Consider the following 16,141-nt stretch of genomic DNA (forward strand, 5'->3'; position numbering starts at 1 on the left):
CGCCGGGGGAGCGGGGTTTTGTCTGATTCTGCATTTTAGATGAACATTTCAACAATCAGGAACAGGTTGAGCGATACGACCAGCGCAGAGATGATCCAGCCCAAAACCGTAGTAATCCGGTGGTTGACCAGCCCCTTCATAATCTGGCGGTTGCTGGTGAAAATAACAAGCGGGATCAAAGCAAAGGCTATCCCGAAGGACAGTACCACCTGGCTCATTACCAGTGCGCGGGTCGGATTGATGCCAAAGGCGATAATCGCCAGCGGAGGAATAATCGTAATCGCCCGCCGCAGATACAGGTTGATTCTCTTATTAATGAATCCCTGCATAACCACATCACCGGCCATCGTCCCAACCGAAGAACTCGACAGCCCTGCGATCAAGAGTCCAAGGCCGAACGAAACTGCCGTTACAGGACCGGCCAAATGACTGAACTGCTGGAAGGCCACATCCAAGTCTTCAACTACAAGCCCGTTCTTAAAGAAAAGGGCAGCGGCAACGATTACCATCGCCATATTCACAGCACCGGCAATAACCATCGCAATAACGATATCGATCATTTCCAGCTTGAAAATCTGTTTTTTCTCTTTTTCGTCAATCCCGACCACACGGCTCTGTGTCAGTGAAGAATGAAGATAAATCGCATGCGGCATGACTGTTGCCCCGAGAATCCCTGCTGCCAGCAGGATGCTGTCCACACCCTCAAATGCAGGGGTGAATATTCCGGCGATTACTGCTCCGGCATCCGGCTTAGCCATAATGACCTGGAAAGCAAAGGCTAAGACGACGATCAGCACCATCGAAGCAATCCCGGCCTCAAGCGTCCGGTAACCACGCCGCTGCAGCTCAAGAATAGCGAATGAACCGACAGCGGTAATGATTGCGGCAGGCAGCATGGGTATCCCGAATAGCAGATATAGTCCAAGGGCTGCCCCGATAAACTCCGCCAGGTCTGTGGCAATAATGACCAGTTCGCTTTGTATCCATAAAAAAATTGAAGCGCCCTTCGGGAAGCGTTCGCGCGCCACTTCCGGCAGATTCTTTCCGGTAGCTATGCCAAGCTTGGCGGATAAGGACTGTATCAGCACGGCCATTAAATTCGATGCGGCAATGACCCATAACAACAGGTAACCGTATTTCGATCCGGCCGTAATGTTCGTGGCGAAATTCCCGGGGTCCAGATACGCTACTGAGGCAATAAAGGCCGGGCCCAGAAACGGAAGGAGTCTCTTCAATCCTTTGACGTCCCCGTTAAGTACTGCTTGTGCTGAAATTGTATTCTTGTGCTTAGGATTATTTATCATTTTGGGTGTTTCCACCACGTTTTGCTCGATCATTTCAAACCCTCCTCTTGCCCGGAAAAAGTTGTCTTCACACATGAAAGTTTCCCTGGTGCAACATTTAACTTATTTTTATTATAATCTGCTTATTGAAAAATGTAAATGTAATTTTCATGGAATTTTCCAATAAAACTATCACCTATTCTTAACTCAAATTACTGTCCGGCAATCATAATTAATCATATGTACCATAAGCCCAGTAAGTGAGCCTCCACTGCAAAGCGGATTTTGGGTATTTTGCGGAGCTTCCACTACATAAGATTCCACAAGTGGAAACGGATAATTTATAGCGTGAAGCATATAAATTCTTGAATTTTAAAAAAACGGGCAAGATTCAGGATGAAATCCCCTGTTCTTGCCCGCTTCCTCAAATAGCTAATTCTTCCCCTTCCAGCTATCCTTCAGCGGAACTATTCTGTTGAATACCAGCCGGTCTCCGCCGCTGTGCTTGCTGTCGGCACAGAAATATCCATGGCGCATAAATTGGAATTTTGCCTCCGGCAATGCCCCTTCCACAAATGGCTCCAGCAGGCAATTCTTCAGAAGCTTCACCGAATCCGGGTTAATGACATCTCCCCATGTCCCGGTATCGCCCTTAGGACCCTCGTTGTCTTTGAGCAGCTTCTCGTACAGATATACATCTGCCCGAATGCCGTGACCAGCAGATACCCAGTGGAGCGTTCCTTTCACTTTCCGCCCGTTAAAGCCGCTTCCGCTCTTCGTTTCAAGGTCATAGGTACAGCGCAGCTCAGTGATCTCCCCCGTTGCCGCGTCCTTGACCACTTCATTGCATTTGATAATGTAAGCCCCCTTCAGCCGCACCTCTCCACCCGTCGTCAGACGGCGAAAGCCCGGAGACGGTTCTTCCATGAAATCCTCCCGCTCGATATATACGACTCCCGAGAAAGGGACCTTTCTTGTGCCTAGCTCTGGATTCTCACTGTTGTTATCTATCTCCAGCAGCTCAAAATTCTCTCCGGCTTGCCCGGAATAATTGGTGATCACGACCTTTAAAGGATCAAGCACCGCCATTACACTAGGCGCTTTGGCTTTCAAGTCCTGTCTCAGGCTATGCTCCAGCATCGAGAAGTCAACCATTGTCTGATTTCTGACCATGCCAATCCCCAGCACAAAGCTCTTGATGCTCTCCGGCGTAAACCCTCTTCTCCGCAGTCCGCGAAGTGTGGGCAGTCTTGGATCATCCCAGCCTTCCACATAATTGCCGGCAACCAGCTGCCGGAGGTAACGTTTGCTGGTAACAACACCGGTCAGGTTAACCCTGCCGAATTCCCTTTGCTTGGGCGCCTCGGCGGTCTCCAGCTCATTCAGCACCCATTCGTATAATGGCCGGTGATCCTTGAATTCCAGAGAGCACAAGGAATGTGTTACGCCTTCAATGGCGTCTTGAATGGGATGGGCAAAATCATACAGCGGATAAATGCACCACGCCTCCCCTGTCCGGTAATGTTCGGCATGAAGGATTCTGTACAGTATGGGGTCCCTCAGATTGATGTTGGGCGATCCCATATCTATTTTGGCCCGCAGCACCCTGGACCCGGAAGGATACTCCCCGTTTCTCATTCCGCTGAACAGGCTCAGATTCTCTTCCACCGTGCGCTCCCGGTAAGGGCTGTTCGTTCCCGGTTCGGTTAAAGTCCCCCTGAAGGCGGTGACCTCCTCAGGAGACAAATCACAAACATAGGCTTTGCCCTTGCGGATCAAGGCCACCGCACTGCTGTAGATTTGCTCCGAATAGTCGGAGCCGTAATAAATATGCTCTCCCGGGCTGCAGCCCAGCCACTCGATATCTTCTATGATGGCCTTCACATATTCCATATCTTCTTTCAGCGGGTTGGTATCATCAAAGCGCAGATTAAATACTCCATTGAATCTGCGGGCCATGTCATAGTTGGTATGAATCGCAAACGCGCTGCCGATATGAAGATACCCGTTCGGCTCCGGCGGAAACCTTGTGCAGACCGCTCTGCTGTAGACGCCGCCTTCCACATCTTCCCTGATCAGTTTCTCCATATAGTTCTCTTCATTCTTCTCTTCTGGCGTCTCATTTACATTACTCATAGCTAAACCCTCCTGTGTGTGTGCAATAACCGCTCCTAAACAGTAATTCTGCGCAACAAAAAAGAACCTCACCTCCAAGACTTTGCGTCTTGGGGACGAGATTCTCGCGGTACCACCCCAGGTTTATTAATATGTCGCCATATTAAACTCATCAAGTACGGCATTGCTGAAAAGGCAAGGCTTATACTCTAGCTCTGTAACAGGAGCACCTGTCGTACCATCCCCGGCTGCCGGTTCCGATACGCCGCTCAGAGGCTTGTTTCAACAAAACATTCCCTGCCCCTTTTCAGCATCCGGGGCTCTCTGTGAAGGAATGAATTTATCTACTCTTCTCATCATCGCGTGTCATTATTTTGTATAGAATACCAAACAATCCCTGTTCCTGTAAAGGGGCGGTTTACCCCTCACTGAGTGCGGCCAGCAGGTCCAAGGCTTCCTCATGTTCCGGCTCCAGGACCAGTGCTTTGCGTGTATATTCCAGTGCCGCCTCCAGATCCTCCAGCTCATAGCTGCAAATCGCCAGGCAATAGAGCACTGTAATTACCGGCTCTTCCTCACTCTCATGAAGCGAGCGTTCCAGGAACATGCGGGCATCGCGGTACATATCCATTTCAAATAGCAGCAGTCCGCTATCCAGCGCCAGATCATACCTCTGGGGCATCGGGTAATATCCTGCCCACATCTGCTGTATACCATGCTGGAGATCCAGCAGTTCTTCGTCATTCGCATCCTCCAGCAGGCTGGAAATACGCTCAGCGCTCTGGATGAACAGCTCAGCATCATATCCGCCGAGACGCCAGAAAGCGAGAATTTGCTGCAGCCCGATGCTATCGAAGTTCTGATCCACCCATACCTTCAGGCTGAAGAAGTCATCCGGTCCGAACCGGTCGACAAACCGCCGGTAAGCCAGCCGGGTATGCACATGGCTCGCCGGATCTTTAAGCTTCAGAATACAGCCAACGTTCAGGTTCTTATAATGATGCGGGGTGAACAGCGAAAGTGCACCCTTTTGCTCAAAAAAGTACTGCATCGCGTGATAATTGGCCGTTAAGGAGATACTTCCGTGATGCATCAGCTTAGGGGGCTCTGCAAACTCCCAGTTCTCCAGCCGGTGATCGCCCTTGTCGGCGGTCAACAGCAGAAAGCCCGCTTGGGACAAACTGTCCAGCCGTTCCATACAAGCCAGCGCCGTAGCCGGGAACAGAATATGGGTATCCTCCAGCTTCTCCCGGTAGTAGTCCGCCACCACGTGATACGGATACGACTTCTCTTCATACCCTGCTGCACGGCTGTAATGATATTCCGGAATGATCCCCTTCAGCACCTCTGAAGTTCCCAGCGATTCGGCTTCCTCCGGATACTTTAGGGAAACCTCGCATTCATAAATTTTGCCTTCGTCGATATAGAGCAGTTCTTGCTGAATGCTGTCAAAGAAATAGTTGGCGATTACCAGCAGCGGCTGCTTCAGTCCGCCCACCTGGATCACGTTGCCGCTGTGCGTCAGGTGCAGCTCGGTATCATGGACCGCGTCAAAGCGGGCGAAATCAAGGATTCCCTGCTGAACAAAAGGGATCAGGCCGGGATGCTGCTGCCAGCCGGCAATATTTTTGACAGGCAGATCGCTCATTACATATTGGAATGGAGGCAGCTTAATCCCCGCATAGTCGATCAATTCGCTTAGCTTCTGCAGCACCTGGAAGGCTAGTCTGCCTGCCCCCGCACCCATTTCCAGAATAATAACCGGCTCATCGGTCTGGCCAAGTGCATAGCGGTCTTGCAGGAAGCCGAAGATCATCTCAGCATAGGCTGTCCCGATCATCGGGTTGCTCGTAATATATTGCGGAACCTGGTCATTTTTCCAGGCCTGCAAGCCCAATTCTTCGTAATATGACCGCTGCAGTTCCCAAATCGGCGCTTCGCTAAAGCGGTAGCGTTGTTGTTCGCTATTCGTCATGTTCTCTAACCCTGCTCTCTATAATTCTTGTTGAATATTAATAATTATATCCAATATCATGTCCAGTGTCCCACATTCCGCTGCCATTCATAAAAATCGGCTTCCGGCATATATATTCCCATTGATGTATTTTCGGATATGGAAAGGAGCTTAACCTATGGATTCCACTGAACAGGATTCAGCCGGAACAATGAAAATCCCCCAGCCGATAAGAAGCGACGGCGCAGGCAATATCAACCGCGGGCCGCGCGATATTATGCGGGACCGCGAGAATCCGGATATGTTCGTTCCTCCCCCCACGGACAACGGGCTGATTCCGAATCTGAAATTTTCCTTCTCCGATGCCCATATGCAGCTGAACTGCGGCGGCTGGTCACGGGAAGTTACAGTAAGGGAACTGCCTGTCGCCACGACTCTGGCAGCAGTTAATATGAGCCTGACGCCCGGCGGAGTGCGGGAGCTGCACTGGCATCAGCAGGCGGAATGGTCTTATATGCTGATCGGGAGCGCGCGGATCACCTCCGTGGATCAGAACGGCCGCAACTTCATTGCCGATATCGGCCCCGGAGATCTATGGTATTTCCCTCCGGGTATTCCGCATTCCATTCAAGGACTTGCCGAAGGCTGCGAATTCCTGCTAGTCTTTGACGATGGCAGCTTCTCCGATTTGAATACACTGTCGATCTCCGACTGGTTCGCCCATACGCCCAAGGAAGTCCTGGCGGCGAATTTCGGCGTACCCGCTGCCGCCTTTGACTGCATACCGAACGATCAGGTCTACATCTATCAGGATGAAGTGCCTGGTACGATACAGAGTCAAAAGGTGCAATCGCCTTATGGGGATATTCCGCTGAGCTTTAAACATCAACTATTGGCCCAGCCTCCACTAAAGACCCCTGGAGGAAGTGTAAGAATCGTCGACTCCTCCAATTTCCCGGTCTCCCGGACCATTGCCGCGGCACTGGTGGAGATTGAACCCGGGGCCATGCGGGAACTGCACTGGCACCCGAATAATGATGAATGGCAATATTATCTTGCCGGGCAAGGACGGATGACCGTCTTCGGGGGAAACGGCGCAGCCCGTACCTTCAATTATAGAGCCGGAGACGTCGGTTATGTCCCTTTTGCTTATGGACATTATATCCAGAATACCGGCACAGACACGCTCTGGTTTCTGGAAATGTTCAAAAGCGACCGCTTCGCCGACGTTTCCTTGAACCAGTGGATGGCCCTTACTCCCCATCAGCTGGTGGGCAGTAATCTGAATGCCGGGCCGGAGCTGCTGAATGCATTGCGTAAGGTGAAATGGCCTGTGGTGGAATATCCGGGCTACGGATTCCCGAAACGCGAGGAGTAACAACAAATAAGGAACGGCTAGGACAATGCTGTCCAGGCCGTTCCTTATTATGCAGATTGATGATTTTATTGGGCCAATCCGCGTTTGGTCAGAATATATCCTGTTCCTTGAGCAGTCATCCCCACAGCATAGCCGCCACTGAACGATGAGGATTCTCCCGTATAGATAAGCTTGGTCAGCAGTTCGCCCTTGGTGTTGATGTAACCATATTTGTCTTTGGAATTGTCGGCCGGGTTGCTGATGCCAACTAAAGCTATGCCTTCTTTGAACGAAAAGGCTCTATTGTATTTCTGGTAGCCGATGACCAGCTTGCCTTGTTTATTAATGAAGCCAACTTTACCTGCAGAATTGTATACGCTGGCCAGGCCTTCACTGAAATCACCGGTATTCTCATATTGAAAAGGAAGGCTGAGCTTGCCCTGCTTGTTAATAAATCCCCATTTGCCCTTCGCATTCTTCACGGAGGCCAGTCCTTCTGAGAAGCCGCTTCCCTCTTTGTACTTAAACGGAATCACTGTTTTTCCCGCCGTATTGATATATCCGTACAACCCCGCACTGTTCTTCACAAGAGCCAAACCTTGGGAGTATCCTCTCGCTTCGGTGTATTGATAGGGAATAACCAGCTTGCCGGAAGTATTGATAAATCCGATCTTCCCCCCCTCTGGCGCGTAAGCTAATGCCAGTCCGTCCGAAAAATAAAATTCCGAGCTATATTTCTCCGTTAGTGTAGTAACCACCTTACCTGCCCGGTCAATAAGGGCTTCGCCCGCACCCTCAGCCAGCACCACATGGGCTACACCACCCGACAGATTTCCGGCCGATTCATATTGGCAGGGAATGGCTACAATTCCCTTCGTGTTGATATAGCCATACCGTCCGGTTGCTGAATCCTTCACAACAGCCCGCTGCTCAGCAAAGTCTGTTACAGGCACTATACCCTCCGGGAGGACAAAAGCCTGTTTGCCGGTCCGGTCATAATAAACAAGATCTCCGTCGGCCTGCACTGCAAGCAGCAGCCCATGATGAAACTCTGCGTCACTGTTTGGCTTGGCGGTATCAAAGTCAAACGACGTTTGGGAGACATCAATCTGTGCCGGTGAAGGAGCTGCCCATCCGGTTCCCGCAATTGCGGTGGTAAGACTCAAAGTCAATAATGCCATTCCGATTCTTTTGAACATGTCTGAAAGCCACCACTTCCTTATTTTACCTAATATGTAGACGTGTTGAGTATAGAAAAAGTTTCGTTGACCGTTATGCAGCTTCTGCTGCGTTTAATGTTTGTTGGCCAAAAGTTGCTGTATGAATTATTTATCTTGTGAAGTACTAACAGCGTGTAGGATCTCATATTCTGATAATGGGGAGCGAAGCAGCATCTTGGAGAGGAGATGCCGGTCCGAAGAGCCATTCTTTCACAGGAATGGAGGTCGGACTCATGAGTACAGATCAGCTCATTGCACTGCTCGTTCTTGTCATTATGATCGTAAAGCTCGCCGTTAAGAAGGGGTAATTCTAAAGAAATGCACTCCTGAATCCGCTTGCTGCCCGGGGTATTACTGGGCAGCAGGCTTTTTTTCTGATAAAATGCCTGCCGGACACCGGACAAGCTTCTCGGCAACACTGTATTTTCACTTACTAAAGTTGAGAAACATTAAAAAGTATAGTAATATAAAAAGACGAAGGAGGCGGATTAAAATGGCCCAAATGGATAATAGTATGGAGATAGGAATCAGCACTTTCTTGGAAACTACGCCCGACCCGGTGACCGGCAAGGTGATGAGTCATGCGGAAAGACTGCGCGAAGCGGTCGAAGAAATTGTTCTCGCCGATCAGGTCGGCCTTGATGTATATGGAATAGGTGAGCATCACCGTGCGGATTACGCGGGCAGCTCTCCCGCAGTTGTACTCGCGGCAGCTGCGGCTATGACGAAGCAGATCAGATTGACCAGTGCTGTTACCGTTCTGTCTTCAGATGATCCGGTTCGCGTCTATCAGGCCTTTTCTACCCTGGATGGCATTTCGAACGGAAGAGCGGAGATTATGGCAGGCCGGGGGTCGTTTATTGAATCCTTCCCCTTGTTCGGCTACAGCCTGGAGGATTATGACGAATTATTTGAAGAGAATCTGGAGCTGCTGCTGGCAATCCGCGCATCAGAGAAGGTAACCTGGCGCGGCGGCCATCGTCCGGCCATCGATAACCTTGCAGTATACCCCCGCTCCGTTCAGGACCCGCTGCCGGTCTGGATCGCCACCGGGGGGAATCCGGAGTCGGCGATCCGCGCAGGGACGCTGGGGCTTCCGGTCGCTTTCGCCATCATAGGCGGAATGCCGGAGCGGTTTGCTCCGCTAGTGAAGCTTTACAAAGATGCCGCCGCACGCGCCGGACATGATCCTAGCAAGCTGCAGATTGCCACACATTCACACGGCTTTGTCGGGGAAACCACCGAGCAGGCCGCAGCCTTGTTCTATCCTTCCACCCAGGCGCAAATGAATGTCATTGGCCGTGAACGGGGCTGGAGCCAGCCGTACAACCGCGCAGCGTATGATGATGCCCGCAGCCTGCGTGGAGCTCTATATGTCGGTGACTCCGAATATGTCGCCGAGAAGATTATTTTGCTGCATAAGAATCTGGGCGTTACACGTTTCTTCCTTCACGTCAATGTCGGCACCATGCCGCACCGGGAGGTCATGCGTGCCATCGAGCTGCTCGGCACCAAGGTTGCGCCAATCGTGCGTAAGGAGCTTGCCCGCGGCTAAGTCAATCCTAATAAGTTCCCATACAAAAGGATGTCCGGTAAGCCAGGAAATACGTGGCCGCCCAGACATCCCTTTTTTTGGGGGTATAAGAATCCCTCCTTATCAGCCGCCTACAGAATCAAACTACAATCTGCAAACAGTGATTTGTACAGGGGTATCACGTCCGCTATCGCTCCTACAGTTCCAAAATCCCCCTCCGTTACTTTTGCCTTTTTGGATAGTTATTAAGTTCATTCTATATAATTTGAGAAACGGCAGCAGCAATATCGCCTGCAACCCTTCGCGCTTATGTATGATTAAGCACAGACCCAATACCTTTCCATTCATAAACTAATAGGTTTAATTCAGAACCTGCAATCTTCACCTTTTCCGTTTGAATCCATTCAGCACCAAAGGCTTCATAGAAGTAACGAGATTTGTTGCCCTCCAAAACCTCAACAAATACCCTGTTTATACTCAGCTTTTCAAATTGTAAAAATAGTATTCTTAAAAGCTGCCTTCCTGTCCCCAATTCCTGATATTGTTCAAGGATATAAATCGAGGTTAAGTCCGCTGAGTTTTCTACTGTATTCGTTTCTCTTTTTCCGCCATCGGCAAATCCAATAACTTCTCCAAGGTTATTTTCTGCTACAAAGACATAATTATCATCTTTTGATAAATTCCTCATCCATAATCTGGTCCTCTGTTCATAAGACAACTTCTCCAAAAATTCGTCAGGCATTATATTTCTATAAGTGGTTCTCCAACAATCCACATGTACTTTTGCTATCCCTTTAGCATCTGAAATCTTGGATTCTCTAATAATCATTGCTAACCCCCTCTGGATATTACCAATCCACCCAATTTTATTTAACGCATATTTTACCATGTTCAGTTAGGGCGTGTCTTCAAACCACTTCACTCGCCAAAACCTGCTGATGTATGCATTCTAAGGAATCACGGGTACAGTACCATTTTCTGATCACACGCGATGAAAGGCGTTTCGCCACTAGGTAGTTTTTTCGGTGGAGGCTTACGTCTCGGGGTTTCAGAGACTTCGCTCTTCTTCCGAAGACGTGTGTGTGTCTGGACAGTATATTCCTGGCAGTACAAACGGACCGAGCTGCACTTATTTGGGGCTTTTAGCCTGTTACAGTAGGGAAATGGACTCCAGTGCAGTTATTTCTCCCCAATGGCCATTTTTAGATAGAATGCAGCGCAGATAAGGTCCGCTGGGTCCGCAAAAGAGAATAAACAGGGGTTTTACTCTTCATAGCGTCTCCTGAGTCCGAGTAAACGAACCCGCTGCGGGCTTGAGGGACCCTACCTTCAATGCCAGAAATTTGCTGTTGGGGGACCAATCCAGCAGCGAGTAGGGTTCGATTTGATCGATCCGGGCAGCCCTAAACGTGACGGTATCTATTAGGTAGACCACATTGCCAACGCCAATGAAAGCGACTCTCCTGCTGTCAGGAGACCAATAAGGAACGGAGAACTCTGCACCCAGTCCCTTGGTAAGTTGAAAATTAAAACCGTCCTGCGGTCGGTACAGCCAAATGTCGAACGTTCCGGCGCGGTCCGACGTGTAGGCGATCCTTCCTTGAACATAATCATTAGGAACAACTTGCACGGCCAACACCCTCTCCTGAATCATCTTATCTTTCAAATGTATTCAGTGGAGAGCGATTAGGCTACAGTCCCGGACCGACGGTTATTTATAGATCAGACCAAAACACAACCGGCCTTGGTCCATGAATTCAGGACCAAGGCCGGTTTACGGCTTTAATAAGCCTAACGTGCTATTTCTCTTCCGTTCCCACGCTTGAAATGAAAAACTCGTATTCAAGACTTTGCTCTGCAGGGATGGTGTATTCCTTATATACTGGCGCGCCCCAGCTATCGTCTCCGCCTACGCCCATTTGTCTTCCTGCTACTGTCACTACGGTGTAATGAACCGCAGGAAGCTCGAACGCATGACTGGCATGCTCCAGCTCGAACGCGGTATACGGCGACAAATTACATTCCACAGGCGCAGTTGCAGGGGCCGAGATTTGCAGGCCCACTCCCGATTTATCGGTAATCTTCACGCGGCGTACACCGGTGCGGTTACCGGATTCCTGCGGAACAAGGTAGCGGGACGGCAGCTCCTGCACGCTCCGGCTGAACACGCCAAGTCTGGCACCGTACGCACGGTCGATATAATTCTCCTCTGGTCCCATCGCATACCATTCCGTCTGGTCGTAGTCGGCCGGCATTTTGAAGGACAATGCCAGGATCGGCAGATCCGGAAGCCCGGCAGCGCTGTTGTAGCCGGTACGCACCCGCACCTTTCCGTCACCGTAGACCGTATAGGCGGTTTGAACCGACAGCCCGGGATGGATGCTGAACCGGTAATCAAAGCTCACCGTAACTGCACCTTCCTCCTGTGAAAGGCTCACCTCTACACATTTACGCGACAGGCTTGCAGCATACCAGCATCCGGCATTGTAGCCGAGATTCGTTCCTTTGTCGTTGTCGGTCGCCGCCCGCCAGAACAGCGGGGCCGGAGGAGCCGCAATCATTTCGCGGCCGTGGATGTTCAAGGACACCAGAGAACCAGCCTGTTTAGAGAACAGCACGGTGAAGTCCTCGCCGAGGACGCCGATCTGCACATCCCCTTCCACAACCTTCAGTTGGCCGGCTGGCTGCTCCGCTTCAGCTTCCTCTTGCACTACGAAGATGGACTCTCCAAAGGCAATTTCATATCCGGCCTCAGCCCAGAGCTCCGCATCCTTCAGCAGCAATGAGGCCTGAATGCTGTATTCGCCCGGTTTCCCGTCTGCTTGCGGCAGCTCAACCGGCACCAGCACCTCGCTTTGCGGCGCGGCATTGACATCAGTTGTCCAAGTGCCGAGCAGCTCGCCTTCACGATACAGCCGGTATTCCAATGCCAAATGTCCGGTTCCTGCGAACAAGCTTTCATTCATGAGCCGAATGCCTGTTTTACCAGGCTCCAGCTTGTAGTTCTGGTACAGGAATTTAACCTCCTGCATCTTCGGCGTCCACTGCCGGTCGGCGTAGACAATGCCATTGCCGCAGAAGCTGTAGTCCGTCGGACGGTCCCCGAAATCGCCGCCGTAAGCAAAATACTCATGGCCGTAACGATCCTTAGTAATAATCGACTGATCGATATAATCCCAAATGAAACCGCCCTGGTACATCGGGTACTTATTCTCCAGCTCCGTGTACTTATGCATGCCGCCCACCGAATTGCCCATCGCATGCATGTATTCGCAGCTGAGATAAGGCTTGTCCGGATTGCTGTTCAAATATTCTTCAATATCCGCCGGCTTGGCATACATTCGGCTTTCCATATCGCTTGTCGCATCGTAGTCGCGGTTATGGAACACACCCTCATAATGGACAAGACGGCTACTATCACGGCTGCGGAACCAATTCGCCACATCCAGAATGACCTGACCCGCATACGACTCGTTGCCGCAGGACCAGATTAGTATGGATGGATGGTTCTTATCCCGTTCCAGCATAGACTCTGCCCGGTCCAGCACGATATCGCGCCAATTCGGATCGTTGCCGGGAATGTTCCACGAAGGCTCAACAGCCCCCATCTTTTGCCACGACCCATGGGTTTCCAGATTCATTTCGTCGATGACGTAAATGCCGTATTCATCGCACAGCTCATACCATAGCGTTTGGTTGGGATAATGCGACGTACGTACGGCGTTAATATTGCTGCGCTTCAGCGTACGGATGTCCCACAGCATGTCCTCACGGGTAATCGTCCGGCCGGTGCGGCAGTTGAATTCATGCCGGTTGACGCCTTTGAATACAATCCGCTTGCCGTTGATGCACATCAGCTTGTTCTTCAGCTCGAACCGGCGGAACCCCGTCTTTTGGACAATCGCTTCAATGAGCTTCCCCTGTGCATCGAGCAGCGAGATGCAGATTGAATACAGATACGGATTCTCTGCACTCCATGTCAGAACATCCGCAATCTCTCCAGACAAGGTCAGTTCACGTCCGCTGAATCCGCCCTCCGCACTCAGCCGGACCTGTCCTGCTTTATCCTTGAGCTCAATTCTTGCGCTAACGTTCTCCTGCGGAGTTTCCAGCAGCTGCATTTGAATATTCAGGCTTCCTTGCGTATAAGTATCGTCAAGCTCCGCCCGCACCGCGAGATCCCGGATATGCTGCTTCGGAGCAGTATACAAATAGACGTCGCGGAAAATACCCGAGAACCGCCAGAAATCCTGATCCTCCAGCCAGCCTCCGGTACTGCGCTGGTATACCTCGACGGCCAGCTTGTTTTTGCCTGTACGCACATACGGGGTCAGATCAAATTCCGACGGCGTAAAGCTATCCTCGGCATAGCCGACAAATTCCCCGTTAAGCCAGACATAAAAAGCCGATTCCACCCCTTGGAAGGAGATATAGAGCGGTCCGTCCTCAAGGTTCGCCGGTAGACGGAATTCCTTCACGTAACTGCCGACCGGGTTATGCTCCTGCGGGATATGCGGCGGGCGGACATCACTTAGTCCATCCCACGGATACATCGTATTGACATATTGCGGCCGGCCGAAGCCCTGCAGCTGGATATGTCCGGGAACCTGAATGCTGTCCCATGCGGAGCAATTATAGGCTTCCGCAAAAAACGACTCTACACGGCTGGCCGGATTCGGCGCATAGCTGAATTTCCAGCTGCCGTTCAGGCTATAGCGCATATCCATCGGCGCACCCGCCTCTGCCTTAGCCATGTCTGCATAATAACGATGGTCCGAATGGGCCTCCAGCCGGTTCACCTTGAACACACCCGGGTCCTCCAGCCAGCTCAAACTTGGGGTAACTGCCAATTTCATTTCCTCCTTCAGAACGTGAACATAAGAATATTAGCTGCTTCATTCTTATGTTCAGCTTATTAGTCATTGTTATTTCACGGAACCCACCATGCCGGCAACGAACTGCTTCTGCATCAGGAAGAAGACAAGTGCAGTCGGAAGCGTAGAAATGACAACCGCGGCCATAATCACGCCGAAATCCGGCGAATAACTGGAGCCCAGATTGGAGATCAGCAGCGGAATTGTCCGTTTCTCCGGGGTCTGCAGCACAATCAGCGGCCAGAGGTAATTATTCCAGCTGGACATGAACGTAATAATGGCGGCAGCCGAGTAAGTTGTCTTCATGGTCGGAACATAAATTCGGAAGAACAATCCCAGCTCCGACAATCCGTCCATCCGGCCGGCTTCCAGAAGTTCCCGCGGGAACATCTTGGAGCTCTGACGGAAGAAGAAGATCAGAAACGCCGTTGTGAAGGTTGGAAGAACGACCGCGGCCATCGTGTTGACCCCAATGAGCGGAGCTGTAGCGGACAGCTTTGAGAACATTTGATAGAGCGGTACCATCAACGCGGCGAAAGGAATCATCATGGATAGCAATAACAAATTGAAGACGATATCCTTTGCTTTGCTGCGATAAATTTCGAATCCGTATCCGGCCAGTGATGAGATCAGCAAGGCCAGAATCGTTGTCGTCACAGAGATTTTGAGCGTATTCCACAGAGCAGGCACAAGATTGATTGAATCCGTCAGGTTCTTGATATTCTCGATCAAATGACTTCCGGGAAGCATTCTTCCCTGAGTTACATCTACCGAAAGGTTTGTCGCGCTAATAATCATCCACAAAAACGGGAAAATCGAAACGAGCGCTACAATGGACAGAAACACATAAATAGGTGCGCGGCGTAAGGTTCTCATTACTTATCATCACCTGCCAATTTGATTTGAAGGAAGGCCAGTACAACAATCATGACAACGATGGAGTAAGACACAGTAGCTGCGTATCCAAAGTCAGGGGTGTACTTGAACGAAAGGTTATATATATATTGGGAAATGGAGAGTGTCGCGTTGCCGGGACCTCCCTTAGTAATATTCATGATTTCATCGAACAATTGCAGCGTCCCGATAGTTGAGGTGATCGACGTAAAGAGAATAATCGGCTTAAGCAACGGTGCGGTGATCGAGAAAAATTGTCTGACCCCCGAGGCGCCGTCAATCCGCGCGGCTTCATAAATGGAGTTGTCGATGTTCTGCAGCGACGAGAGGAAGAAGATCATGTTGTATCCCGTCCACCGCCATGTAATTGCGATAATAATTGTGACCTTTGCCCAGAAGGGATCGGAGATCCACTGAATCGGTTCGGATAACAAATGCATGTTCATTAAAGCCAGATTCACCAGTCCGTCATTACCAAACAGATATTTGAATACGACGGAGTAGGCCACAAGCGAGGTTACACAAGGCAGGAAAATAGCGGTACGGAAAAACCCTTTGAAGCGCAGCTTGCTGTCATTAAGGAGCACCGAAATAATCATCGCAAAAGTGATCATGAGCGGCACTTGCACAATCAGGAACAGAAAGGTATTCTTTACGGCGGTAAAGAAGGTTTTGTCGCTGAGCAGCCGCTTATAGTTGCTTAATCCGTCAAAATGAAGATTGGCTCCTGCGCCCGTTTTGAAGGAGAGCAGCAAAGCCTGAATCATCGGATAAAAGTAGAACAAACAAATCATGAGGACAGCCACAGCAATAAATAACCAGCCGGTAAGCTTAGCGCGGTTGCGCATGGTATGGTTCACAGCTCTCAATCCTTTCTCTATACAGGCGTGAATCGGAAAACGGATAAGCC

Annotated in this window: 12 protein-coding genes and 1 other annotated feature; of the genes, 3 read left to right on the forward strand and 9 right to left on the reverse strand. The window is 50.5% G+C overall.

Features of this window, described 5'->3' with window-relative positions:
• Nucleotides 1–35: 35 nt before the first annotated feature.
• The 3 genes from NSS79_RS30180 to NSS79_RS30190 form a co-directional block, all read right to left on the reverse strand.
• Nucleotides 36–1,337 carry an Nramp family divalent metal transporter gene (locus NSS79_RS30180; protein WP_341096496.1) on the reverse strand — a complete coding sequence of 434 codons (1,302 nt, stop codon included), beginning with the start codon at nucleotides 1,335–1,337 and terminating at the stop codon, nucleotides 36–38.
• Nucleotides 1,338–1,715: 378 nt separating this feature from the next.
• Entirely contained in the window at nucleotides 1,716–3,419 is a 1,704-nt protein-coding gene (locus tag NSS79_RS30185; protein WP_342437290.1) for a glutamine--tRNA ligase/YqeY domain fusion protein, read from the reverse strand.
• Nucleotides 3,420–3,507: 88 nt separating this feature from the next.
• Nucleotides 3,508–3,767: a binding site (T-box leader), on the reverse strand.
• 49 nt (nucleotides 3,768–3,816) lie between these two features.
• Nucleotides 3,817–5,373, reverse strand: coding sequence for a tetratricopeptide repeat protein (locus NSS79_RS30190; RefSeq protein WP_342437291.1), 1,557 nt, complete (start codon nucleotides 5,371–5,373; stop codon nucleotides 3,817–3,819).
• 157 nt (nucleotides 5,374–5,530) lie between these two features.
• Here NSS79_RS30190 and NSS79_RS30195 point away from each other — a divergent pair, with 157 nt between their 5' ends.
• On the forward strand, nucleotides 5,531–6,730 hold the full coding sequence (locus tag NSS79_RS30195) for an oxalate decarboxylase family bicupin (RefSeq protein WP_342437292.1): 1,200 nt from the start codon (nucleotides 5,531–5,533) through the stop codon (nucleotides 6,728–6,730).
• A gap of 65 nt (nucleotides 6,731–6,795) precedes the next feature.
• Here NSS79_RS30195 and NSS79_RS30200 read toward each other — a convergent pair whose 3' ends face one another.
• Nucleotides 6,796–7,908 carry a WG repeat-containing protein gene (locus NSS79_RS30200; RefSeq protein WP_342437293.1) on the reverse strand — a complete coding sequence of 371 codons (1,113 nt, stop codon included), beginning with the start codon at nucleotides 7,906–7,908 and terminating at the stop codon, nucleotides 6,796–6,798.
• Between the two features lie 176 nt (nucleotides 7,909–8,084).
• Here NSS79_RS30200 and NSS79_RS30205 point away from each other — a divergent pair, with 176 nt between their 5' ends.
• Both NSS79_RS30205 and NSS79_RS30210 read left to right on the forward strand, forming a co-directional pair.
• Complete coding sequence (locus tag NSS79_RS30205; RefSeq protein ID WP_341096505.1) at nucleotides 8,085–8,237, forward strand: hypothetical protein; 153 nt, start codon at nucleotides 8,085–8,087, stop codon at nucleotides 8,235–8,237.
• Nucleotides 8,238–8,422: 185 nt separating this feature from the next.
• Nucleotides 8,423–9,484 carry an LLM class flavin-dependent oxidoreductase gene (locus NSS79_RS30210; protein ID WP_038596754.1) on the forward strand — a complete coding sequence of 354 codons (1,062 nt, stop codon included), beginning with the start codon at nucleotides 8,423–8,425 and terminating at the stop codon, nucleotides 9,482–9,484.
• 286 nt (nucleotides 9,485–9,770) lie between these two features.
• Here NSS79_RS30210 and NSS79_RS30215 read toward each other — a convergent pair whose 3' ends face one another.
• From NSS79_RS30215 to NSS79_RS30235, 5 genes are all read right to left on the reverse strand, one after another.
• Nucleotides 9,771–10,292 (reverse strand): GNAT family N-acetyltransferase, encoded by a 522-nt coding sequence (locus NSS79_RS30215; RefSeq protein WP_342437294.1) that lies wholly within the window; start codon nucleotides 10,290–10,292, stop codon nucleotides 9,771–9,773.
• A 441-nt stretch (nucleotides 10,293–10,733) separates the two neighbouring features.
• Nucleotides 10,734–11,093, reverse strand: a complete 360-nt coding sequence (locus NSS79_RS30220) for a hypothetical protein (RefSeq protein ID WP_342437295.1) — start codon at nucleotides 11,091–11,093, stop codon at nucleotides 10,734–10,736.
• Between the two features lie 169 nt (nucleotides 11,094–11,262).
• The gene (locus NSS79_RS30225) at nucleotides 11,263–14,319 is read right to left on the reverse strand and encodes a glycoside hydrolase family 2 TIM barrel-domain containing protein (protein WP_342437296.1); all 3,057 of its coding nucleotides are present in this window, start codon (nucleotides 14,317–14,319) and stop codon (nucleotides 11,263–11,265) included.
• Between the two features lie 69 nt (nucleotides 14,320–14,388).
• Nucleotides 14,389–15,213 carry a carbohydrate ABC transporter permease gene (locus NSS79_RS30230; RefSeq protein ID WP_342437297.1) on the reverse strand — a complete coding sequence of 275 codons (825 nt, stop codon included), beginning with the start codon at nucleotides 15,211–15,213 and terminating at the stop codon, nucleotides 14,389–14,391.
• Nucleotides 15,213–16,079, reverse strand: coding sequence for a sugar ABC transporter permease (locus NSS79_RS30235; protein ID WP_341097790.1), 867 nt, complete (start codon nucleotides 16,077–16,079; stop codon nucleotides 15,213–15,215). Before NSS79_RS30235 ends, NSS79_RS30230 begins: the two co-directional genes overlap by 1 nt.
• Between the last annotated feature and the right edge of the window lie 62 nt (nucleotides 16,080–16,141).

Origin of the sequence: Paenibacillus sp. FSL L8-0436, from assembly GCF_038593025.1 — a bacterium.
Lineage (GTDB): Bacteria > Bacillota > Bacilli > Paenibacillales > Paenibacillaceae > Paenibacillus_AQ.